Origin of the sequence: Bacillus sp. GbtcB14 (assembly GCF_019091205.1) — a bacterium.
Classification (GTDB): domain Bacteria; phylum Bacillota; class Bacilli; order Bacillales; family Bacillaceae_G; genus Bacillus_A; species Bacillus_A cereus_AG.
Genome location: NZ_JAGXJT010000001.1, coordinates 311,548 through 334,984, shown reverse-complemented (window position 1 = coordinate 334,984; position 23,437 = coordinate 311,548). Strand labels below are relative to the sequence as shown.

Sequence of the window (23,437 nt, the reverse complement as noted above, 5' to 3'; positions counted from 1 at the left end):
TATCGATTGGCTTTTACTAATATTCACTCCAAATTTTCTCCCCAGTATGCGCATCAATATAACGAATTTCTCGACTAAAATCGAAGGATTCTTTATGATTTTCATTCGTCGTTTGTTTATACAGTAGTTCGTAATTCGTTTCCTCTAAGTCATTTTCTAAAAACCATTCTAAATTAACTCGCATAGCCCCTCTGTATATCGCTAACGCGTTTTCCTTTTTTACTTTTGGTGTTGTTTCGTATGTAAGTAATTCTTTTATAAATTTGTTAGACTCTCCAGAGTAGTGCATCACTGCACCATTTTCTGCATTGATGTTGATCATAATATATTTCCGCTCTACATGAATGTCATTTACATACATTGAAAAGGAAAACCTCTCTATCCCCTCTTCCTCTTCATAATCATCCCACAGCTGAATATACTTTGTCGCATCTGGTATAGTATGCTCTAAAAATTGAAGTGCTTTGCTTAAACATTGCTCTCTTGATAAGATTGTTCTTCTTTTTTTCTCATCCTGCCACATAAAAAAAGAAAGCAATTGATTTGTTTCTTTATCTAGAGTAATTACAACAAATTCATCATGCTTTAGCATTGGAACATGTTTTTTATAGAACTCATCCATTGAATATGGATCCTTCTCTTCTATTTCGTTTTGTAATTCTTCTTTTAATACAAATTTTATCCGGACTTCATCCTCATCTACTTTTTCATCTAATTTTACAAATTTCTCCTTGTCCCAATCAAATAAATCAAGCACATCCTTTTTCAGACTACTCTTTAGGGGTTTATCAACCAGTACTGTAGAAGGTAATTTATAATGGTCTGGCCCATATAAATCTTTACCTGTACTTGCTTTAATAAACGCATAACTAGGCGCTGGCTCATATACAAGATGATGCCCTTTTATTTCCTCACCATTTTCATATTTACATGAAGAGTATGTTAAATCTACAAATACAAGTCTCATATCTTGTCTAGCTTTCAAGTTTTCTAAAACGACGTTCTCCTCAACAATTTCGCTTGGCCATAACGGTTTTTTCTCGATAGCTTTTTGTCCATTATAATGAAAATTCACAACATTCCCTGAAGAGTGAACTCGCACAATACACCCTGTATTCGGCAATGGATAGCCATTCACTTCTTGCATATAATTTACTTCTTTCCGACCACGCCTGTCGTCCTTAACCGTTACATATGTATAAAATTCATATCCTTCTTTTGTATATTTTTTTAAGAATGCATTTGCAATCTCTCTTGCTTTATTCTCCTCTATCGCTTTCTTACCGCTCGAAAAAGAATTTTCATCATCTATACTAAATTCAATTAAATTACCAGTATGTCTATTCAACGTAATTTGTATCGTTCTCTCCTCATCCTCTTTATGCTCCCACCATAATAGATGATATGGGTCATCCACGCCTTCTTGATCATCTACAACGAGTCTATAATCATCCGAAATTTCAATAATATGTGCCACTTTCTCTTTTCTTTCTTTATCTTTTTGATTCATCATACCTCTCCTTCATTACAATTTAAGGTAATTATAACAAACAAAACCAAAGTACTATAAACAAAAAAGACTAGAGATATCTCTAGTCTTCTACTTCGTTTCACGATGTAACGTTACTCGCTTTAATCGTGGACAATATTTTTTTAGTTCGATGCGCTCTGGATTGTTTCGTTTATTTTTTTTAGAAATGTAATTACGATCACCGCACTCCGTACAAGCTAGTGTAATATTTACACGCATATGTAATTCTCCTTTCTTTCAAAGATTGCAACTAAAACGTAATGATTACGATTTATATATTATATAATCTTATTCTATTTGTCAATTGCAAAACAAAAGGGATCTAAATAGACCCCTTTTATTTAAGTAATCTATGCCTTGTATTAAAATGTTTCGTATGTAACAAACTCACTAATCGGCTTTCGGTATCCTCGTGGACGAGTTTTAGTAGTATCACTTTTTCCTATCGTAATCATTAAAACAGGTACTATATGCTCCGGCATATTTAGTTCACTCTGCACTGCTTTTTCATCGAAACCGATCATTGGACACGTATCATAGCCGTAATATTTAGCTGCGTACATAAAAGTCATCGCACTTAACGAAGCATTTCTAATCGCTTCCTCTTCCATGAAGCGTTCTCCTTTTCCTTCATATAGCCCTTTCGTTTGCTTAATTGTATCTTCATACTCACATTCATCAATCATCTTTAAAACCTTCATACCGAAATAAATATTTTCGACATTTTGGTATGCTCTCTTATCACCACAAACAAGTATTACCGCAGATGCACTCGATACTTTATATTGCCTAAAAGCTAACTCTTTTAATCTTTCTTTTCGCTCTTGATCACGAATTACAACATAATGCGTATGTTGCAAATTGTAACAAGATGGAGAAAGCTTTGTTAGCTCAAATATTTTTTTAAAATCCTCATCTGGGATTTCTACTCCTTGTACAAATTTCATTGCGGAACGTCTAGCAATTGCTAATTCTTCAAAGTTCACTGTACAGCCTCCTTAATAACCGTAAATTCAAATATACATTAATTCATACAAATGAATAATTCAAATGAAAACACTTTAAATTATGGATAATAATGATGCTTCAAAAAAAAAGACAAAAAGCTGAAACAATTAGTTCATACGAAATTCACATGAATCTATTACTATAGGAATTGTACATAGTGAACTTATTAACAATCACGTTTATTTATATAGAATCTTAATCGAAAGGAGTTGAAAGTATGAAAACTAAATATCGTTTTATGATCTCATCATTTGCTGCTTGCGCTTATATGCTTTGGTATTTAGTATAATAACAACCTCACTTGTAAATAGGAAAAGGTGTGTATATAAATGGAATATAATCAATCAACAGTTAACTACTGGAAAGCTTTTGTACTACCATATACATTTGCTTTAGAAGAGTTAAAAACTAAATTTGAAATTATGAACCGGGAAGCTCAATTTTTAGAGGATTACAACCCGTTTGAACATATAAAAACAAGATTAAAACAACCTGAAAGTATTATTAAAAAGCTTGAACGTAAAAATTTATTACCTACAGTTGAAAATGCGCAAACACATTTACAAGATATCATCGGCATTCGTATTACATGTTGCTTCGTAGAAGATATTTATCATTTAAAAGAAGTCATTCAAAAGCGTGAAGATATGGAAATCATAGAGGTAAAAGATTATATTGCTAACCCAAAGGGAAACGGCTATAAAAGTTTACACATGATTATTAAATATCCTTTATCACTGAATTCTGGTACAAAAGATGTATTTGCAGAAATTCAGTTACGTACACTTGCTATGGACTTTTGGGCAAGTTTAGAACATAAACTTTATTATAAATATGAGGGGAAAATACCTGAGTATTTAAAAGATGAACTACATGATGCAGCAATGAAAGCTGAAGATCTTGATAATAAAATGGCAACAATTCGCCAAGATATTGATGATATCGAAGCATGCTCAAATCAAATTATGTTACCACTATAAAAAAAGGTTCTCGCCAATGAGAACCTTTTTATTTCGCTATTTACAGGTAGGAAGACTCCCTGATTAAAGTTTCACTTTATTTCTTCCCTATCGTGCGAACCTCTTCAATTTTCCATCCATCCTCTTCTTTTCCAAGTGCATACTGTACTTTCTTCTGAAGAGTGATCTCTCCCTCTATTTCTTTTTCCTTCGTCTCAACAACAACATACCCTGCTTTACTAGCTTTCATGTCTATATGTTCCAATTCAATTTTCTTATTTCCTTTTTGAAAAGCTGCTTCTTTTTGCGTTTTTAAATCTTCAGCACTAGGCATCTTCTTTGAAAATAACTCCATATGTTCAGCAAGATTTTTTTCATTTGTCGTCCGTACAAACTTCTCCATAACATCTTGAATCGATTTCTCTTCTTCTTTCGTTATTTGTACCTTTTCCTCAGCTTTTGTAGTAGTAGATTTTTGTTCTATATGACTCTCCTTGGATTGACATCCAACTAGTAGTAATACACCTATTAGAAGGGATCCTATCCCTCTGAAAAAACCCCTCATCTTCCCATCTCCTAAAAAGAAAAGTGAGGCATTTTGCCTCACTTCCATTTATAATTAGCGTCTTCCTTTATTCGGATCGCCACCGCCAACAATATCAAAGACGCGTTTGGCAATATTTGTATTCTCTTGAACACCAGAGAACAAGTATTTACCAGGGCCAAATGCATATACGTTTACATCTTCCCCTGTATGTCCACCTGTTGTCCATCCTGTAACCGAACGCTTATTGAAAATATCCTCAATCGCATTATCAATCTTTGTTACATCTTTTGAAGGAGCAATATCATTTACCGCTTTAATTTCTTCAGGTGTTAATTGTAAATCAATATATTTTTTCAATGTTTCTTCTACATTTGCACCTTTTGCAATTTCATTTGCCATGAAGTCTGGTGTGCGCTTTGCAGCTTTAATTGGATCTACTTTAAAGTTATACTCACCATTTGCACCTAAAGATAATCCACCTGTAGCGTGATCTGCTGTCGCAACGACTAACGTATTTTTATCTTTTTTCGCAAACTCAATCGCTGCTTTAAATGCTCTTTCAAAGTCTTCCATTTCACTCATTGCACCAACGATATCATTATCGTGTCCAGCCCAGTCGATTTGGCTTCCTTCAACCATTAAGAAGAAACCATTTTTATTTTTATTCAAACGATCAATCGCTGCATTTGTCATCTCTTCTAATGAAGGTGTTTTATCAGTACGATCAATCATTTTATCTAATCCGCCTGGTGCAAATAAACCTAGAATTTGATCGTTTTTATCATTTAATAATTGATTTCGATCTGTTACATAGCTATAACCAGATTTCTTAAATTCTTCTGTAAGATTGCGATCTTTTCTAACAAAGTTATTTACACCGCCGCCAAGCATAACGTCTACTTTATGCTTCCCTTTAATTTTCTCATCAAAATAATCATTTGCAATTGCGTCCATATTTTTACGACTAATGTCATGCGCACCGAAAGCCGCTGGTGTTGCATGTGTAATTTCAGAAGTAGCAACGAGTCCCGTTGATTTCCCTTTTTCTTTCGCTTGTTCAAGAACAGTTTTTACTTCTGCTTTATCATTATCAACTGCAATTGCTGCATTATATGTTTTAATTCCTGCCGACATAGCTGTTGCTGCAGATGCAGAGTCTGTAATATTTTCATGTTCATCTTCCGGATATGTTTTTTGCGTTCCTACAAGATGCTTATCAAATTCTGTAGATTCCATCTCAAAAGTTTTTGGATTATCTTTCATATAACGGTGAGCCGTCATATATGAAGGTCCCATACCATCCCCAATTAATACGATGACATTTTTAATCTTTGCATTGCTTCCGCTCTCATCTGCATTAACCTCACTAGAACGAGTAAAATTCCATGTTGCTACCGAAGTAACAGCTAACGATGCCACAACTGCAAATGGCCATGCTTTTTTCACAAACTTTTTCACTATATTGTCCCCCTAATTAGGTTATTCATTTCCCACTATCAAATTTAATAGAAGACTATTAAGATAAAATTAGTTATATGTAAATTTTTTGTTAACTTATGTAAATATCAGTTATAATTTGTATAACTTTGTCCCTTCATAGCAACCTTCTTCCCCTTTACAATCAAAATATAAATAAGTTGGATTTCATTTAAAGTAAATCTCTTATTTAACACTTTCAATCTACTTTTATGAAAATTAATAGAAAAGTGGTGAACATTTATGAAAACAATAAAGCTAGATGAAACTTTTATTTTTGATTTACTCGACCTTTGCAAAGCTATTGGATGGTTACAAGATAAAGCATTTATGAAAAAACAATTCGAAATGTATCTTTCGCTCGGCACACTTATCGGTTATATGCATGAAAATAAACTGATTGCAGCTGGAGGAGTATTTCCTTTTAAAGATAGTTTTTCTACTATCGGCATGTTAATCGTCCACCCTAATTTTCAAAGCCGAGGCATCGGGCGGATTTTGCTTAATCACTGCTTAGAATACACTCACCCAAAACAACCAATTGCACTTATTGCAACAAAAGCTGGCGAGCCTCTTTATACATCGTGCGGATTTCAAACAGTAACGACGATTCATCGTTTTGAAAAACAAACTACTAAAACACATATTGTACACACGCAACAAGTGAACGAACCAGACCTTGTATCACTTATTTCTCTCGATCAAATTACAACTGGTGCTAATCGTTCTTTACTTTATTCATTACTATTACCAAGAACTAGGTACTCTTTTAAAATCGAGAGAAATAACTGTATAGAAGCTTTTTCTTTATGTATACAAAAAGGTAATATATTATGCGTCAATCCACTTATCGCAAAACAAGAGAAGGATGCTATCCAATTATTCAAGAAGATCTGTGAATGTTGGAATGGCACAGTACGAATTGATGTCCCACATTCACAATTTTCATTTCGTAAATTTCTTCAAACAGAAAATTTCCAAGAAACGCTTCTTTCACCTCTTATGATGAAAAATGGTAGCCAACTTCCTGGAAATCGTAATATGCTATTTGCTATGATAGATACAGCGTTATGTTAGAAAGGGGACACCTCATTGAAGCGATTTAGCTATTTTATAGTAGGTTGTCTTACTCTTACACTATTAGTAGGATGTAGTGCAGCAGAAAAGCCAGTAGAACAAGTAAAACAAGTTAAAAATACAATTACAGCGAAACTAACTACCGAGGAAAAAATGGTAGAAATAGATGGTCAAACCATTTACTTTAAAAAAATTGGTAATGAAAAACCACCTTTACTTATGATTCATGGATTTGGAGGGTCATCAGATGGCTTCCAAAAGATTTATTCAGATTTAGCAAAAAATCATACGATTATTTCTGTTGATGCTTTAGGATTCGGACGCTCATCAAAGCCGATGGATTTTTATTATTCTTTTCCAACTCATGCAAACTTGTATTATAAGTTAATGAAAAAACTCGGCTATGATTCATTCGCAATACTGGGACATTCAATGGGCGGAGAAATTTCTCTTAATTTAACATATTTATACCCTGAAGCAGTTACCCACCTTATCTTAACTGATGCCACAGGCGGTCCTCATACACTAGTTAATAAAACAGGTTCTCCGAAACCACAATTATCGACTGATTTAAATACTGTTTCTTCTGTTAAAGACTATGATGAGAGCCAAGTGAAGTTTAAGCGTGACGATGAAGAACATTACAACAAAATGAAATTATGGCCTAGACGTCTTCAAATCAATGCAAATGAAATCAAACAACCAACTTTAATTATATGGGGAAGAAATGATAGTAGCGTTTCTTGGAAAGAAGGAGAAACGTATCATCAATTCTTAAAAAATAGTACTTTCCATATTATCGAAAAAGGTTATCATGCACCATTTCGTCAAGAGCCACAAGAGTTTGTAGGTTATGTAAAAGACTTCTTTAAGAACAATCCAATAAAAGTTGAAAAATAATATAAACGGGTATCTCATTTTGAGATACCCGTTTTCATATATTAAGCAGCTTGCTTTTGGCGTTTTGGCGTTTTTGATCCTAATACTTTTGGAATAACGAAACCATCCATTCCAAATTTACCAGCGTTCATACCAGAGACTAGAACGAACATTGATAAAATAACCATTTCAGGGTTTACACCAATTGACCCACTAAACATATAGGAAAAGTTCATTACAAGGCCAAAAAAGACCGCTGTTTTTGTTAAACAGCCTACAATTAAACCAATTCCAACTAAAATTTCTCCCCACGTTACAAGTGTATTAAATAGATCAACGTTTGGAATTGCGAAATCTTGTAAAAATGATGCCCACCAAGATTGAACAGCCGGTTGTGCTCCTTTAGATTTTTCAATTGCACCTTGTAAATAACCAGTTGCATCGAATCCTTTTCCTTGTAGTTTACCGATTCCAGCCATTAACCATGTGTAACCAAGATATACTCGAATTACTGCTAACACAAAAGAAACTGCTTTGTTTTCTCTTAAAAATTGAATAACCATATCTTCCTCCTAAAGTTGTAATTAAGTTAGTTACAGATAATATAATAACATTAGTTACTTATTTTTCAAATGTTAATTACGAATAATTTGTGACATGTGTATGAAACATTAAAAACTAACATTTATATAGTAACTTTTTTCACCTGTAAAAACTTGAACATATCATACCATAGGTGATAATCATTTTCATTGAAGAAAATGTAAAAAAAATGTGAGTTAAATGTGAAACGCCTTTATTCGAATATAGAATAAAGGCATTTTTTATTATTTATAGAATTGAAATGTATGTGTCTCCTCATCAATTAATTTCGCCTCTTGAAAAACATCCTCTAACGTTTTTGCATGGTTAATAAGCCCATAAAATAAGCGTATTGTAAACATAAGTGCTGCATTCCCATCTACATAATCTATCGATCCAATATACGATTTCGCCCCACTACGTAAAAAAGATTCTGCTAGTTTTCGCTCCCCTAACGTACACCCACTATTTACAATATGTGTATTATGCAATTTTGCATATTTATAAATCTCTGCTGCACCAAAGTATCCCCTCGGTTCATCTTGTTCATATATATCTTCACCTAACTCTTCCATCACAAATTTTCCTTCCTCACCATGAAAGCAAAAGACCACATAATCAATATCATTATATAAACTCTTTCCAGAAAGAATATCGATGAACTCTTTCGGTCTACCAATCCAGTATGTTATAACTTTTGCTCCAAAATATTCAAGCGATGCTCGGATTGATTGCGCCTCTAAATCCGAATTAAAACCAACTACTAATGCAACATTCAACATACACCCTCCATCCTATAATCAACCCTTATCAATCAGACTTTTAAGGGATACATCCATTTCATATATACCCGTTTCTTTCAAAAAATCAGATCTAGTTAAAACGACTTTCTGTAAATATTGCCGATACGCTGTAATTGTCCCGTCGTGAGATACAATACAAATTCTTTCCGCACCCAGCTCATAACACCAAAGGAGGAATTCATCTACTATTTGCTGAAAACGATTCTCTAAAATAGTATTTATACCTTCTGTCCATAGCCGCTTATTTGTGCTTTTCGCTATCGAAAAATGTGGAAATACATTTGTTATCATTTCCTGACCTACTATATGATCACATGGTAATGTTTTCGCTCCTTCTCGATAAGGAAAAATACGTGGGGATACATATGGATGGACAATTTTTTGACAAGCTACTTTCGTACTCCATATAGTCGCCGTTTGTAAAGTTCTAAGTGTAGGGCTAGCAATTAATATATCCGTTTCCTGCAATGGTACATCGAATTGAATTAATTTAGCCTGATTCCTTCCCTCATTCGTTAATGGCGGATGCAACACTTGTAAACTTGACGGCAAATCCTTTGTATGTTCTCCTTCACCGTGCCGAATAAAGACTAGTTTCATACCCACCCTCCTCTCGCTATGAAATCCTTCAACATAATTTCTTCCCTATCTCATCCATTATTCCTGCTATATGAAAAATCGATATGTAAAAAATATTTGACATAACAATTTGGAAAACATTACAATTATATATGTAAAATACTTTTTACAAGAGAGAGGGGAATCACAAATATGAAATGGATTATCGCCTTTATCGGAATGATCATATGGGGATACATAAATGGATTTTTTAATAGTGATAAAACTGCTAATCCTTGGATTACAGATGATGAACGTGAAACAAAAATTAAACAAAAAGCAATTATTGCAAGCTGGTCTGGTGTTTTCATGTTTTGTATCATTAACCTCTTAAACAAATGGTTAGGTTTAGGAACGAGCAATACATCACCTTACTTACCAGATCCCGTCGCAACTATTTTAAAAGAAAATGTTGAGTTACAAGTTTTACTTATGCTATTTATTACGTATGGCATATTTTACGTATACTATCGAAGAAAATTAGGCGCTTAACTTTTATCTCATGATTATCCTCCTAAATGGTTATAGTAATTAGGACGAAATGAAAGGAGCGATATAAAAATGAGTAACTCAAATGACTTTTTAGATACACTACATGAAAAACAAGCAAAAGATGAACAAAATAGAAAACGTCAAGGGAACGGAAACCCAGCGAAAAAAAAGCCAAATAAAACACATAAATAACAATAAAAAAACCTACCTAAAATTATCTTTTAGGCAGGTTTTTTATTCTTCTTTCACCGAGATGACATTTTCCCAATTCCACCTCTCGTAATACCACTCTGGTACATCTATATTTTCAATCCACTTCTTCTCCTGTTTCCCATCACTATGTGCAATCCATACATTAGCTTTCTTACGGTCTGAACGTACCCATATTAATTGATTGCTCTTCTTCATAAAGATCGGATGATAATCACCTTGCTTATGAGGTGGATTTGTAATTTGATGTTGTTTATCGCTTGTACGATCGATCTCATTTAAAGATGGCAGTGGCCTTTTTTCTGGTGGCGTTTCTATCCCTGCCTCTTTTGCTCGTGAAACGATAATGACATTATCGTTCTTCCATGCAAAATCCCAATCGACATATCCTTTCGGCGTAAATGTGTTCTGCTGAAGTGCTGGTAGTTCTTTTACTTTTAAATGTTTATTCTCTAACGCAACTCTCCCGCTACCTTCAATATAGGCTAATATATCTTTTGATGGCGCCCATTGAAACCATTGTGTGTCTAATAACATTTGATCTACTTTTTCAAATCGACTGCCATCTGCCCGAACTAAGCAAAGCGTATTGCTATCAGCTGACCATGAAGCTGTCGGTACTGCTAAAAATGAAATCCACTTTTGATTTGGTGACCACTTAAAGCCACTTGCAACTAATGCTAGGAAATCATCATGTTCATTTGGTAATGCATACAAATGTTTCATTTTATGAGGATTCATATGTGCATCTTTTTGCACTTCATATAGCTGAGCCCCTGTCCATCCTGTTGGAAGTAAGTGTGCTTCAGATGATACAAGAAACTTCTTTCCATCAGGGGACCATGCATAATCACCTACACCAGCCGATACATTTTCATAATCTGCATTCTTTTTTTCTACATCAAATGTATTTAATGCGCCTGTAAAGATAAAGGCAATTATATTATCTGTTGGTGACCATTGATAATTTGATGCCTCTGAGTGAAACGGCATAACTTTCTTTCCATCTTTCAGCCGATACAGTTCAAAGTGATTTTGTTTCTTTCCTTTGGCATAAGCAATCCATTCTCCATCATGAGACCATTTCGGCCCTGTTATGTACTCACCTTTTGTTATTTGCTTTTCTTTTCCATCAATTTTAATCCAAAGGTCATGATGACGAATAAAAGCAACTCTCGCTTCATTATTTTCTGCACTAATAATAGTGATTGAACATAAAAACATGAATAACATTGCGCTACCACTTACTATGAACCTTTTCATAACACCCCTCCATTTCCCTCATAGCATTCCTCACTTCCCACCTACAATATGTGAAAAATTCCTATTCGACATAATCCCAAAAAATTTCCCAAGAAATTTTTAATTCAAAGAGGATTGGTATGAATTATGTCGAAAGTATAGTTTATCCAACATTCGATTTTATATTTCATAACAAAAATGTAAGATATTTTTTCGGAATATTGGTACTTTTTATTAGGGGGAGTTTCAATGAAAAAAACTGCATCTACACTATTAAGTATGGCGCTCGTCTTTTCAAATTTTGGAGCTTTAAGCGCACATGCTGAATCGCTGCAAAAGGAGAAGCAATTTAGTCCACAACTAAAAACAACGATTGAACAGTGGGGAGAAAATAAAATTGCTCAACATGTTGAAACAAAAACAACAAAAGAAATATCTGTAATTGTAGAATTACAACATGCTCCTCTTGCTGCGCAAAGTAACATTCAGCATGCTCCAGATTTACAAAATAGTAATGCACAGTCTTATCATGCCCAGCTAAAAAAGGCACAAGAAGATACGACTAAGAAAATAAAAGAAAAAGCACCTGGTGCAAAAATTAAAGAAGTTTATAATACGTTATTTTCTGGTTTCTCAATTTCAGTTCCTGGAGATCAAATTACCGCTCTTGCTTCTTTACCTGAAGTAAAAGCAATCTATCCGAACTTAACATATAAATTGCATGAAACATCAAAAAGTACTACTAACGAAGAAGTACCAAATATCGGCGGACCGACAATTGGTGCACCTGAAGCATGGAATTTAAAAGACCCATCTGGCAAACCGCTTGATGGAAAAGGTATGAAAGTAGCGATTATCGACTCTGGTGTAGACTATACACACCCTGACTTAAAGGCAAATTATATAGGTGGATATGACACTGTCGATGAAGATAACGATCCAATGGATGGTAACGTACATGGTACTCATGTAGCTGGAATTATTGCTGGTAACGGAAAAATAAAGGGGATTGCTCCGAACGCTTCTATACTCGCTTACCGTGTCATGAATGATGGTGGCACTGGCACGACCGATGATATTATTCAAGGTATTGAGCGCGCTATCCAAGATAGTGCAGATGTTTTAAATCTATCTCTCGGTCAAGATTTGAATGTCCCTGACCAACCTGTAACAATGACGTTAGAACGCGCAGCAAAACTTGGTGTTACTGCAGTCGTTTCAAATGGAAATGATGGACCAAAGCCTTGGTCTGTCGATGCTCCTGGTAACGCAAGTAGTGTCATCTCTGTTGGCGCATCTACTGTTTCTATTCCATTCCCAACATTCCAAGTAGCTGGTTCTAATAAATCTTACCAAGGATTACCGTTATCAAAAGCAGATTTCCAAGTAGGAAACGATGCTCAGCTTGTCTATGTTGGCTACGGTAATTCAAGCGATTACGCTAAACAAGATGTGAAAGGGAAGTTCGCCCTTGTTTTACAAGGCACTTCAAGCACGTTAGTAAAGGCAGAACAAGCGAAACAAGCTGGAGCTATCGGGGTGCTACTAATTTCTAATGAAAAAGAAATTGATCTTATGCCTGAATATTTCGAACGTGCAGATATAACTCTTCCAGTTATGCAACTATCAAATACAAATGGCGAAGAATTGAAAAATTTAATTACAAAAAGAAAGAAAAATATAAAGATTGGACAACCGAACAAAACCGAACTGATTGGTAACTTCAGCTCAAGAGGACCATCACAAGGAAGTTGGCTCATAAAACCTGATGTTGTTGCACCTGGAGTAAACATTACAAGCACTGTACCAAGGGGTGGCTATGAATCTCACAACGGAACAAGTATGGCTGCGCCACAAGTAGCAGGAGCCGTTGCCTTACTACGTCAAATGCATCCTGATTGGACGACAGAACAATTGAAATCTGCTCTTGCCAACACTGCAAAAACATTAAAGGATGTCAATGAAAATACATATCCTGTTATGGCACAAGGATCAGGTTTAATTAACATTCCGAAAGCAGCTCAAACGGATGCGTTAGTGAAACCGAACAACGTAAGCTTTGGTCTTATTAAACCGAATAGCGGCAAAGTGAAACTAACACAAAATATTACGTTACAAAATCTTTCTAACAAAAAGAAAAACTTTTCAACTCGTATTGAATTACTAGATACAAAAACAAAAATCCAAACTTCTTTCCCTTCTTCTATTAGTATGAAACCGAATAGTAATATTGAAAAACCTTTTACTATTACTGTAGATAGTTCCTTACCGCAAGGCGTATATACAGGGAATCTGTATGTAAAAGAGCAAGGGAAAACTGAAGAAATGCGTATTCCATTTACATTTAGCATTGATCCGAAAGAATACAAGCGTATTGATGGCCTTGAAATCGTTAATTCTACTTTCAGTCCAAATAATGACAAAATACTAGATGACAATCTAATCAATTACTATTTAGTTACACCAGCTGAAGATATAGCGTTTCATGCTAATTTAATTACGAAAGACCGTGTGACATATCAAGGCATGGTATATCAAGGCAAAAACGAAACACCTGGTTATAAATCTTTCAAATGGAATGGTACAAGAAAGGACGGATCTCCGTTGCCTGATGGCTTATACCAAATCGAAGCTGTTGCTTCTAACTCTGGTGGAGAAACAAAACAAACAGGAGCTGTATTTATTGATCGAACAGCACCTAAGTTAACACACGAAATTGATCAAGAAAATCTCATAATTAGAGGGAAAGTTGACGATATTCTACTAGATTGGATGACAGAATCTGGTTGGGTAGCACCTGGAATTCCAGTGAGACTACAATATGAAATCAATGGAAATGGTGTATGGGAACAGGCATTCCTGAATCCTTGGGAGAAAAGCTATGACATTTATTTCGATCGTGCTCAATTACAAGAAGGTAAAAATACAATTCATCTTGTAGCAACTGATGCAGCTGGAAATACATCTAATTTAAACATTGATCTAGATGTAAAATAAAAAATTCTAGTTGACAATTTTTTTAATATAGTTTTATAATACAAAACATAGTTTAGTTGAACGAATTATATATCGGCTTTGAAGGAATACTAGTAGCGACTTATATCCCTGTCTCAGAGAACTGATGGTTGGTGCGAATCAGTACATATACAAGCGTGAATTACAATTCTGGAGCTTCTTTCCCGTAATGCTGTTTATGCATGAAGAGAAAGACGGATCTTTCCGTTATCGTAAAGTGAGTGGTAAACAATTACTTGTTTACAAATAGGGTGGTACCGCGATTTTTATCGTCCCTATCGGATTTTCCGATAGGGACTTTTTTGCGTCTGTCCTTTTACATAATTTCATATATACGCGTTGAAAGAATCGCAGTAGTATCTTATATCCCTGTTACAGAGAGCTAATGGTCGGTGGAAATTGGCACATATATAAGTACGAATTACAATTCTGGAGCTTCTTTTTCATAGTGCTTTTACGCATGAAGGAAAAGACGGAGTTTTTCCGTTATCATTAATTGAGATGTAAGTATATTTTCACTTACAAATAGGGTGGTACCGCGATTCTTTCGCCCCTATCGGATTTTCCGATAGGGGCTTTTTCTATTTTTCAAAGAAACAAATGTTAAATAATTCCGAATCTTATGATAAAATTTTATAAGCGCTTACAAATTGAAAGGGGGTGGTACAAGCTATACGAAACCGATACTTAATTTTATTGAAAAAAAGGAGGATGTCTAAATGACAAAGAAAACAGAAATCCCATCGCATTTAAAACCATTCGTATCCACACAACATTATGAGCAATACACACCGGTGAATCACGCTGTGTGGCGTTACATTATGAGACAAAATCATAGCTTCTTAAAAGACGTTGCCCATCCAGCCTATGTGAATGGACTACAATCATCTGGTATTAATATAGATGCAATTCCAAAGGTAGAAGAAATGAATGAATGCTTAGCACCAAGCGGCTGGGGAGCTGTAACAATTGATGGCCTTATTCCTGGCGTCGCATTTTTCGATTTTCAGGGGCACGGATTACTACCAATTGCAACAGATATTCGTAAAGTAGAAAATATCGAGTACACACCAGCTCCAGATATTGTACACGAAGCGGCAGGACACGCACCGATTTTACTTGATTCTACATATGCAAAATATGTAAAACGTTTTGGACAAATTGGTGCAAAAGCTTTCTCAACAAAAGAAGAACATGATGCATTTGAAGCTGTTCGTACATTAACGATTGTCAAAGAAAGCCCTACTTCTACTCCTGCTGAAGTTAAAGCTGCTGAAAATAATGTAATTGAAAAACAAAACTTAGTTTCTGGTTTATCAGAAGCTGAACAAATTTCACGTCTTTTCTGGTGGACAGTGGAATATGGATTAATTGGAAATATTGACGATCCAAAAATCTACGGTGCTGGCCTTCTTTCCTCTGTCGGCGAAAGCAAACATTGCTTAACAGATGCTGTAGAAAAAGTTCCTTTCTCAATTGAAGCTTGCACAGGGACAACTTATGATGTGACAAAAATGCAACCACAGCTATTTGTTTGTCAATCATTTGAAGAGTTAACTGAGGCGCTTGAGACGTTCTCTGAAACGATGGCATTCAAAACAGGTGGCACAGAAGGATTAGAAAAAGCAATTCACTCCGAAAATCATGCCACAACTGAGTTAAGTAGCGGATTACAAATTACAGGTACATTTACAGAAACAATTAAAAATGATGCCGACGAAGTCATTTACATGCGAACAAGTTCGCCAACAGCATTAGCAATTCATAATAAGCAGTTGGCAAATCATTCTACCTCTGTACACAGTGATGGATTCGGGACACCGGTCGGATTACTAAATGGTAATATCGCACTAGAAGATTGTACAGAAGAAAAGTTACATTCATTAGGCATTACAATTGGAAGCGGTGCAGATTTTACTTTTGCAAGTGACATTCATGTAAAAGGAACAGTAACTGATATTGTAAAGAATGATAATAAAATTGCCCTTATCTCGTTTATAGATTGTACAGTTACTTATAAAGATCGTTTACTATTTGATGCTTCATGGGGCACATTTGATATGGCTGTTGGTTCAACAATTACTTCCGTATTCCCAGGTGCCGCAGATGCCGCAGCATTTTTCCCAATGGATGAAGAAGTACAAGAAATTCCTGATCCACTTGTATTAAATGAACTTGAACGTATGTATCAAACAGTTCGAGATATTCGAAATGAAGGTATTTTACACGACGTGCATATCGATCAATTAGTAGCAATTCAAAAAGTATTAAATACATTTTATGCGAAAGAATGGCTGCTTCGCCTTGAAATATTAGAATTACTTTTAGAGCATAACAAAGGACACGAAACATCAGCAGTACTATTACAACAACTTAATACTTTCACAACTGACGAAGCTGTAACACGCCTTATTAACAATGGTCTTACGTTACTTCCAGTAAAGGGTGTGAGAAATGATGCTACGATTAACTGAAGAAGAAGTTCAAGGAGAATTATTGAAGGTAGATAAATGGATGGTAAAAGATGAAAAATGGATTGAACGAAAATATATGTTTTCCGACTACTTAAAAGGAGTCGAATTTGTCTCTGAAGCCGCCAAACTATCAGAAGAACATAATCACCATCCATTTATCCTTATCCAGTATAAAGCAGTCATTATTACTTTGTCATCTTGGAATGCAAAAGGTTTAACGAAACTAGATTTTGAACTGGCAAAGCAGTTTGATGAACTATTTTTACAAAACGAAAAAGCAATTATAAGAAAGTAAAAAAAAGAGAAGCCTTTTTTAGGCTTCTCCTTTAATTTTGAAATGGATACAATGTCCAAATGGATCCTGGGCTTGTAATATTCCATCTTTGTACGTAGCAATTTTGCCAATATTTTTTAAGCTTTCACATACTTGCTCTTTTTGTTTTTCATCTGCTAGTACAATTGTGAAATATTTCAACCCAACGGAATTTGGCATTTGCGGTAGTATTCCTTCGCCTTGCCACGTATTTAAACCAATATGGTGATGATAGCCACCTGCCGATACGAACAACGCGCCATTACGAGCTGGGATTGTTACTTCAAAACCAAGACCATCCACATAGAAACGTTTCGCTTCTTCTAAATCAGCTACATGGAAATGAACATGCCCCATCACAGTACCAGCTGGAAATCCACTCCATGTGCTTCCTTGCTGCAATAATTCTTCACCAGCTAACGGGTTACTAACAAATGGTAGCTCTCCATTCTCATCACGCCAAACTTCTTTTTGGCGATCATGATAAATTTCAATCCCGTTTCCATCTGGATCAGCTAAATAAAGAGCTTCACTAAAGTAATGGTCAGCTCCGCCATGCAGTGGATATACCATTTCTACAAGATGACGAAGAACGTTCGCTAAATCCTGTCTGTTTGGTAATAAAATTGCATAATGATATAGCCCTGTTCTCCCTCTTTGCTTTGGTAAAGCTTCTTTCTTTTCTTCAATGATAAGGAGTGGTTCTTCATTTTCATTCCCAAATGTAACGACTGTTTCCTCTTCTTTTAGCACTTTCATGCTTAATACTTCTGTATAAAACTCTAGTGATTTCTTTATATTTGATACGTATAAATGAACAACACCAAGTGTTGTTTCGGGATGAAGTTGAAAGCTCATCTTGTTATACCCCCATTTAAATTAGTTCTTCTTTGACATTTTCTCTTTTAAGAAATTATCTACAAAACCATCAGCTTTCGCAACAAATAAGTACGCACCCATTGCTAACAATGCAAGTTCTAATTCGAAGCCAGGATTTTTTCCATCTCCTAATAAACCAGCTGACCATTTTACTTTCACAATTGCTCCAACCATAACAAGTGCAAATAATAATCCAATATATCTTACACCTAAACCTAGAATTAACAATAGACCCCCAACTAATTCCACTGTTGCTACACCGTATGCAAGTCCTCCTGGTAAACCAATACTTGTAAACCACCCTGCAATATTGTCAATTCCCGATTGGAATTTTGTTAAACCGTGCATAAAGAACGTTACCCCTAACACGATACGAATAATTAAGTTACCAATATGTTGATTCATTTCTTTCTCTCCTTTACAGTTTTCTTATACAAAACTTTTATTCACATTACAAAACATACACTACTTTTTTTTATTCGTCAATTCATTTTCACTGGGAAAAAATATATTTTTTTTGCTATGATACAAATAGTTGTTTACAAAAAAGGAGCTTGATTTTATGAATATTGGTTCTGCAATACGTGAAATTCGTCAACGTAGAGGCATAACAATCGCACAAATTTGTGAAGGAACAGGTCTTTCTAAAGGATTTATGAGTCAGGTTGAAAATAATAAAACTTCACCATCTATCTCAACTTTAGAAACGATCTCCAATTTTTTAAACGTTCCTCTTCCCTATTTATTATTAGAACAAAAAGATCGGTTGAAAGTTGTCAAAAAAGTAGAGCGTAAATACAGTGTATACGGAAAAGATGAGCAAAGAATTGAACATGTTGCAGAGCAAGGTGGCCTTCGCCTAAATCTCGTAGAAATTCCTGCTGGGTTTCCGAAGGAAAACTCACCAAATGCCCATGAAGGGGAAGAATGTCACCTTGTATTACGTGGAAAACTAGAAGTTCAACATGGAGAAGATATTGCAATTGTAGAAGAAGGGGATTCTTTCTCTTGGAATGCATGTGTTCCTCATATCGTTCGTAATATAGGAGAAGAAACGGCATTATTACTCATCTCTAGTCATGCAGAAAATCGAAAACGTGTTTATTAAATAAAAAAGAAGCCTCTAAATCAGGCTTCTTTTTTATCCCCTTATAACTCCATAGCTTGTCCCAACTAGTACAGTCTTTTCATGTTGATTGCGATAAACTGACTCGATTGAAACCTTTTTGTATCCTTCCATCTGTTCAATATTTGTTAAAGTTAATTCACAAGTGATCGTATCTCCTGTAAAAACTGGTCTAATAAACTCACTTACTAATTCTCTTGCTATGTAATGTAATTCTTCGCCTACTTTCGTTCCAATACTAGCAGTCAATAAACCATGAACCATTAAACGCCCATTTTCATCATATTCCATATGATGCCTACCTTTATCTCCTGTAATATTTGCAAATTCAAAAACCTCTTCCTCAGTAAATCTTCTTTCGTATTTAAATACATCCCCAACTTTTATACTCATTTTGATCCCCCTGTAAACAAACAGAATTTTCTTTCATTTTATCATAAAATGAGTCTCAATTCATTTTCTATTACAAAAAGAATTAGAAATACTTATAACTGTACTATTTCTTTGCTTTTCGCTCATTTACCGATGACCATCTCTTTTCGCAACTTGATATCCATAGTACGCACATGTTCCATTTCTTGATAACTCTCTCACCTCAAAACCACAACTTCTATAAAAATCAAAATTGTTCGCAGATGTATGTGCAAACCAGTCACCGTGTGGCAGCTTTTGTAAGCAAAGAGCAACAAGCTTCTTACCTAATCCCTTTCCTCTATATTCACACTTCACAACTAAATTTACTATGTTCGCGACCATGATTCCATCAGAAATAACTCTAACCATCGCAATCATCTCTTCTTCATCCCAAATTGTAAATGCCCATGTTGAATTTTCAAATGCTATCGTGAATTTTTCAATTTGCCAAGAAGGGATATTATCATTGCTCCAACCAGCATCTTCAAACAAAGCTTTAATTGCGTATGCTGGTACACCATTCGTTCCCTCGCGAATAATGAGTCCATTATGATACATGTACATGTAATCCCCCCTTTATTTTTATATACCATTCTTCAAAAGATGCAATTTACCCTTTTTCATCCAACGCGTTTAATGGAATAAACGAGAACATCCATCCCATGAAATGAAGTTGTTTTCTCATAACTAAGCCCTGTTTTTCTAGCAACAAAGATTGAGGCAGGGTGGTCTGGATTAATAAGAGAAATTAATTTATTCATTCGTAACGCTTGGAAGCCATAGTCTCGAAATGCTGCCGCTGCTTCTTTCGCATACCCTTTTCCCCAATACTGAGGTAATAACCAATACCCAATTTCAATTTCCTCTTTTCCATCTACCTGCTGCTTTACTAATCCTGCATGACCAATTCGTATTCCCGTTTCCTTTTCAATCAATACAAATAAACCAAGACCGTTTTTATAGCTAGGAATCACCCACTCCTCTAAACTTTTTTTACACTGCATATATGTTTTTAATGTTCCATTTCCAATATAGCGCATTACCTTCTCATTTCCCCATAGTGAAGCGTAGAACTGTAAATCATCCATTGTATATTTACGAATTTGCAAACGATCTGTATGAAACATTTCTGCACCCCTCCCCACGAATTTGTTATTTATTTCACGATCATGTTTTGTATGTATATGAATTGTTACTATTTATTATAAAGTGAAACTTTAATCAGTGGGGGGTTTTGTTCATCCCCACTGATTATTAGCCCTCACCAATCGGACATTTACGGACAGTGGACCTCCAGCCTAACTTCTTTGCTCTAGCTGAATTTTGAGGCGGGAGTCTTACTGCCCCTTAATGTGGGATAAATGAATCAGCAACAAAACACGGAATATTCAATCTTACTAAATATAAAAAAGGCAGTAGACAAATATTGTCTACTGCATCCATATCATAACTAGCATAAAGAAAACTACAATTGAGGGGGGTGTAGGATTTTCAAATATACTAGATACTTATCCCGTTCTAACGGGCGGTAAACTTTTCACTTCCAATTATATGAAAGTGAAAAGTTTACCGCACATAAGAACCTTTGCGGTCATTAAGAGAGCACCGTTAAATACTCAAATACACGCTGTGCTTTTTCTCCACCCATTCGTGCATGTTGAAGAAGGGAAATACCATGTGGACCAGGTGCATGCAATGCTTCTGGTTGTGCTACTAAAATAGCTTGTACAACTTCTAATTCTCCAAGCATAGCGGCCGCAAAAATATCTATTCGAGCACCCTTTTCTAGTAAATAGAGAGCAATATCTTTACGACCTACATGTGCCGCTGCTCCTAACGCACTTTCCCAATCTGACCCGCCCCAATTGTAAGAGGCATGAAGTAAGCTTGGAGATTCAGCCAACAGCTCCTGTACTTTTTCTAGATCCCCGTGAGCTGCCATAACAAATTCTCTTACTAACTCAGTGGTAATACATTCTTCTGTTCGCATCTTGCTCCTCCTTTTTTAGAAATTCGTTTTGGTGTAAAAAATGGCTTGTCGCTACCTTGAAAAATATCTACCTCTATGCCGAATACACGTTGGAACATTTCATGACATAACACTTTTTCTGGTATACCGTCATACTGAAGCTTCCCTCGCTTTAATACGAGTAAACGGTCACTATATTGAACCGCTTGGTTAATGTCATGTAAAACCATTATAATTGTCATTCCAAACTCCTCGTTTAACCGTTTCACAAGTTCCATTACTTCCAACTGATGAACGATATCTAAAAAGGTTGTTGGCTCATCCAATAATAAGACATTTGTACGTTGTGCTAGCGTCATTGCAATCCAGGCACGTTGTCTTTCTCCTCCTGATAAAGATTGTAAAAGGCGATATTCATACCCTTCAAGATTTGTAACAGACAATGCCCAATCAACAATTTCTTCATCTTCTTTATTTAAGCGATTGCTCCATGATTTATGAGGACCTCTTCCAAATTCAATTAATTCTTTCACTGTTAAATCTAATTGATGATCATGCATTTGTGGTAACATCGCTAATTGCTTCGCTACATCGGCACTTTTCATTGTATGAATACTTTTTCCATCTAAAATAATATCCCCTTTGCTTTGTTTAAGTAGTCTTGCCATTAAACGAAGCAAAGTAGATTTGCCCGATCCATTCGGTCCAATTAAACTAACGACCTCTCCAGCTTTAATATGTACATTCATATTTTGCATTTGAAATCTTTCAGAATGTGCGTAAAACACTTTGTTAACGGAAATCACGTTGTTTTCCTCCTCTATGAATTAAATATAAGAAGAACGGACCACCTAAGAAGGATAATAAAATACCAACAGGCAATTCTATTGGGTCGAACCAACTTCGAGCTATCGCATCCGCGAAAACAAGTAATATCCCTCCGCCAAGGCATGATAATGGCAGCAAATATTTATAGTCATTTCCAACTAATAAACGTAGCATATGTGGTACGACAAGACCGACAAATCCAATAAGACCAGAAACACTAACTGCAATTCCAGCTAATAATGTACTTACTACTATTAAATAAAACCGGCTTCTCTCCACGTTATAACCTAATAATTTCGCCATTTCATCTCCAAGCATTAATACTCGAATATGCTTAATACCAAAGAAGGCTAATATAATAGCAAATATTGCATAATAAATAATCATGTTTAAATGTGCCCAACTTACACCACCAATGCCACCTGCTAACCACGGTAACACGGATTGTACTTTGTCACTATGTAATAACATTAACGCTGACGTCGCTGCACCAATTAACGCATTGATCGACACACCTACTAAGACAATCCTTGAAGGTGGTGCCCCTTTTTGCCATGATAAAGCATAAATGACCATCGCCGTTATGAAAGCTCCTAAAAATGCCCCGAGCGGTAAAAATGCCATATGCTGAGGGAATAAAATCATAATTACAATTGCTACAAGGCCTGCTCCAGATGAAACCCCGATAATACCAGGGTCTGCAAGAGGATTTCTCATAACCCCTTGCAGCAGGGCACCAGATGCAGCTAAACATGTCCCTACTATAAATCCAACGAGCACTCTCGGTATACGAAGATCCCATACAATTCGATGAACCGTCGAACCTTCATCTTGTATGCCTGTTAGAATATCTCGTAAAGAAAAGGATAGGCTTCCTGCGAAAAGGCCGTAAAAAAGACCTAGAATCGTTAATACAACTAAAGTAACTGCTATTATCCATCTTTTTTTCGCAAAAGGATGTTCCTTTTCCCTTACTACTTCGCTACTTTCCATAC

Annotated in this window: 25 protein-coding genes, 1 pseudogene and 2 other annotated features; of the genes and pseudogenes, 9 read left to right on the top strand and 17 right to left on the bottom strand. The window is 35.5% G+C overall.

Translation table 11 applies throughout. The features are described from left to right. Nucleotides 1-16: 16 nt before the first annotated feature. From KVT31_RS01755 to KVT31_RS01745, 3 genes are all read right to left on the bottom strand, one after another. The gene (locus tag KVT31_RS01755; protein WP_088097804.1) at nt 17-1,513 is read right to left on the bottom strand and encodes a YcdB/YcdC domain-containing protein; all 1,497 of its coding nucleotides are present in this window, start codon (nt 1,511-1,513) and stop codon (nt 17-19) included. A gap of 87 nt (nt 1,514-1,600) precedes the next feature. Then, nucleotides 1,601-1,750, bottom strand: a complete 150-nt coding sequence (gene rpmG / locus KVT31_RS01750) for a 50S ribosomal protein L33 (RefSeq protein ID WP_001265617.1) — start codon at nt 1,748-1,750, stop codon at nt 1,601-1,603. Nucleotides 1,751-1,893: 143 nt separating this feature from the next. Then, nucleotides 1,894-2,517 carry a nitroreductase family protein gene (locus KVT31_RS01745; protein ID WP_088097805.1) on the bottom strand — a complete coding sequence of 208 codons (624 nt, stop codon included), beginning with the start codon at nt 2,515-2,517 and terminating at the stop codon, nt 1,894-1,896. 351 nt (nt 2,518-2,868) lie between these two features. On the opposite strand from KVT31_RS01745, the gene KVT31_RS01740 reads away from it, so the two are divergent. Further along, nucleotides 2,869-3,519, top strand: coding sequence for a GTP pyrophosphokinase (locus KVT31_RS01740; protein ID WP_000456213.1), 651 nt, complete (start codon nt 2,869-2,871; stop codon nt 3,517-3,519). A gap of 76 nt (nt 3,520-3,595) precedes the next feature. On the opposite strand, the gene KVT31_RS01735 is transcribed toward KVT31_RS01740, so the two are convergent. After that, on the bottom strand, nt 3,596-4,063 hold the full coding sequence (locus tag KVT31_RS01735) for a hypothetical protein (protein ID WP_088097806.1): 468 nt from the start codon (nt 4,061-4,063) through the stop codon (nt 3,596-3,598). 54 nt (nt 4,064-4,117) lie between these two features. Next, the gene (locus KVT31_RS01730; RefSeq protein ID WP_088097807.1) at nt 4,118-5,503 is read right to left on the bottom strand and encodes an alkaline phosphatase; all 1,386 of its coding nucleotides are present in this window, start codon (nt 5,501-5,503) and stop codon (nt 4,118-4,120) included. 261 nt (nt 5,504-5,764) lie between these two features. On the opposite strand from KVT31_RS01730, the gene KVT31_RS01725 reads away from it, so the two are divergent. Both KVT31_RS01725 and KVT31_RS01720 read left to right on the top strand, forming a co-directional pair. After that, the gene (locus KVT31_RS01725; protein WP_088097808.1) at nt 5,765-6,598 is read left to right on the top strand and encodes a GNAT family N-acetyltransferase; all 834 of its coding nucleotides are present in this window, start codon (nt 5,765-5,767) and stop codon (nt 6,596-6,598) included. 15 nt (nt 6,599-6,613) lie between these two features. Beyond that, nucleotides 6,614-7,498 (top strand): alpha/beta fold hydrolase, encoded by an 885-nt coding sequence (locus tag KVT31_RS01720; RefSeq protein ID WP_088097809.1) that lies wholly within the window; start codon nt 6,614-6,616, stop codon nt 7,496-7,498. 41 nt (nt 7,499-7,539) lie between these two features. Here KVT31_RS01720 and KVT31_RS01715 read toward each other — a convergent pair whose 3' ends face one another. The 3 genes and pseudogenes from KVT31_RS01715 to KVT31_RS01705 form a co-directional block, all read right to left on the bottom strand. Next, nucleotides 7,540-8,040 carry a DoxX family protein gene (locus KVT31_RS01715; protein WP_088097810.1) on the bottom strand — a complete coding sequence of 167 codons (501 nt, stop codon included), beginning with the start codon at nt 8,038-8,040 and terminating at the stop codon, nt 7,540-7,542. 264 nt (nt 8,041-8,304) lie between these two features. Next, nucleotides 8,305-8,841 (bottom strand): delta-aminolevulinic acid dehydratase, encoded by a 537-nt coding sequence (locus KVT31_RS01710; protein ID WP_088097811.1) that lies wholly within the window; start codon nt 8,839-8,841, stop codon nt 8,305-8,307. Nucleotides 8,842-8,859: 18 nt separating this feature from the next. Beyond that, nucleotides 8,860-9,565: pseudogene (locus tag KVT31_RS01705) on the bottom strand (histidine phosphatase family protein). Between the two features lie 68 nt (nt 9,566-9,633). On the opposite strand from KVT31_RS01705, the gene KVT31_RS01700 reads away from it, so the two are divergent. Both KVT31_RS01700 and KVT31_RS01695 read left to right on the top strand, forming a co-directional pair. Further along, the gene (locus KVT31_RS01700) at nt 9,634-9,972 is read left to right on the top strand and encodes a phosphoglycerate mutase (protein WP_088097813.1); all 339 of its coding nucleotides are present in this window, start codon (nt 9,634-9,636) and stop codon (nt 9,970-9,972) included. Between the two features lie 69 nt (nt 9,973-10,041). Further along, entirely contained in the window at nt 10,042-10,164 is a 123-nt protein-coding gene (locus tag KVT31_RS01695; RefSeq protein WP_000071861.1) for a DUF4023 domain-containing protein, read from the top strand. A 42-nt stretch (nt 10,165-10,206) separates the two neighbouring features. On the opposite strand, the gene KVT31_RS01690 is transcribed toward KVT31_RS01695, so the two are convergent. Next, nucleotides 10,207-11,445 carry a TolB family protein gene (locus KVT31_RS01690; RefSeq protein ID WP_088097814.1) on the bottom strand — a complete coding sequence of 413 codons (1,239 nt, stop codon included), beginning with the start codon at nt 11,443-11,445 and terminating at the stop codon, nt 10,207-10,209. 228 nt (nt 11,446-11,673) lie between these two features. Between KVT31_RS01690 and KVT31_RS01685 the strand changes: the two genes are divergently transcribed. From KVT31_RS01685 to KVT31_RS01675, 3 genes are all read left to right on the top strand, one after another. Next, nucleotides 11,674-14,421, top strand: coding sequence for a S8 family serine peptidase (locus KVT31_RS01685; RefSeq protein WP_088097815.1), 2,748 nt, complete (start codon nt 11,674-11,676; stop codon nt 14,419-14,421). Between the two features lie 69 nt (nt 14,422-14,490). Further along, nucleotides 14,491-14,719 (top strand) — a binding site (T-box leader). A gap of 50 nt (nt 14,720-14,769) precedes the next feature. Continuing rightward, nucleotides 14,770-14,997 (top strand) — a binding site (T-box leader). A 161-nt stretch (nt 14,998-15,158) separates the two neighbouring features. Next, the gene (locus KVT31_RS01680) at nt 15,159-16,913 is read left to right on the top strand and encodes an aromatic amino acid hydroxylase (protein WP_088097816.1); all 1,755 of its coding nucleotides are present in this window, start codon (nt 15,159-15,161) and stop codon (nt 16,911-16,913) included. Beyond that, entirely contained in the window at nt 16,894-17,208 is a 315-nt protein-coding gene (locus KVT31_RS01675) for a 4a-hydroxytetrahydrobiopterin dehydratase (RefSeq protein ID WP_088097817.1), read from the top strand. The genes KVT31_RS01680 and KVT31_RS01675 overlap by 20 nt, the downstream gene beginning before the upstream one ends. Before the next feature lie 18 nt (nt 17,209-17,226). Here KVT31_RS01675 and KVT31_RS01670 read toward each other — a convergent pair whose 3' ends face one another. Both KVT31_RS01670 and KVT31_RS01665 read right to left on the bottom strand, forming a co-directional pair. Next, a complete protein-coding gene (locus tag KVT31_RS01670; protein ID WP_088097818.1) occupies nt 17,227-18,084 on the bottom strand; it encodes a VOC family protein in 858 nt (285 codons plus the stop codon). Nucleotides 18,085-18,105: 21 nt separating this feature from the next. Then, nucleotides 18,106-18,510 (bottom strand): DoxX family protein, encoded by a 405-nt coding sequence (locus KVT31_RS01665; RefSeq protein WP_001071557.1) that lies wholly within the window; start codon nt 18,508-18,510, stop codon nt 18,106-18,108. A 157-nt stretch (nt 18,511-18,667) separates the two neighbouring features. Between KVT31_RS01665 and KVT31_RS01660 the strand changes: the two genes are divergently transcribed. After that, complete coding sequence (locus tag KVT31_RS01660) at nt 18,668-19,213, top strand: helix-turn-helix domain-containing protein (protein WP_001020698.1); 546 nt, start codon at nt 18,668-18,670, stop codon at nt 19,211-19,213. A 33-nt stretch (nt 19,214-19,246) separates the two neighbouring features. Here KVT31_RS01660 and KVT31_RS01655 read toward each other — a convergent pair whose 3' ends face one another. From KVT31_RS01655 to KVT31_RS01630, 6 genes are all read right to left on the bottom strand, one after another. Next, the gene (locus tag KVT31_RS01655) at nt 19,247-19,624 is read right to left on the bottom strand and encodes a hotdog family protein (RefSeq protein WP_000025009.1); all 378 of its coding nucleotides are present in this window, start codon (nt 19,622-19,624) and stop codon (nt 19,247-19,249) included. Nucleotides 19,625-19,750: 126 nt separating this feature from the next. Then, nucleotides 19,751-20,209: a GNAT family N-acetyltransferase gene (locus KVT31_RS01650; RefSeq protein ID WP_088097819.1), complete on the bottom strand. Its 459-nt coding sequence runs from the start codon at nt 20,207-20,209 to the stop codon at nt 19,751-19,753. A 56-nt stretch (nt 20,210-20,265) separates the two neighbouring features. Further along, on the bottom strand, nt 20,266-20,844 hold the full coding sequence (locus tag KVT31_RS01645) for a GNAT family N-acetyltransferase (RefSeq protein ID WP_226545067.1): 579 nt from the start codon (nt 20,842-20,844) through the stop codon (nt 20,266-20,268). Between the two features lie 395 nt (nt 20,845-21,239). Then, nucleotides 21,240-21,635, bottom strand: a complete 396-nt coding sequence (locus tag KVT31_RS01640) for an ankyrin repeat domain-containing protein (RefSeq protein ID WP_088097821.1) — start codon at nt 21,633-21,635, stop codon at nt 21,240-21,242. Continuing rightward, the gene (locus tag KVT31_RS01635; protein WP_088097822.1) at nt 21,602-22,420 is read right to left on the bottom strand and encodes an ABC transporter ATP-binding protein; all 819 of its coding nucleotides are present in this window, start codon (nt 22,418-22,420) and stop codon (nt 21,602-21,604) included. The genes KVT31_RS01640 and KVT31_RS01635 overlap by 34 nt, the downstream gene beginning before the upstream one ends. Then, nucleotides 22,407-23,435 (bottom strand): FecCD family ABC transporter permease, encoded by a 1,029-nt coding sequence (locus KVT31_RS01630; protein WP_140392554.1) that lies wholly within the window; start codon nt 23,433-23,435, stop codon nt 22,407-22,409. The genes KVT31_RS01635 and KVT31_RS01630 overlap by 14 nt, the downstream gene beginning before the upstream one ends. Nucleotides 23,436-23,437: the final 2 nt, after the last annotated feature.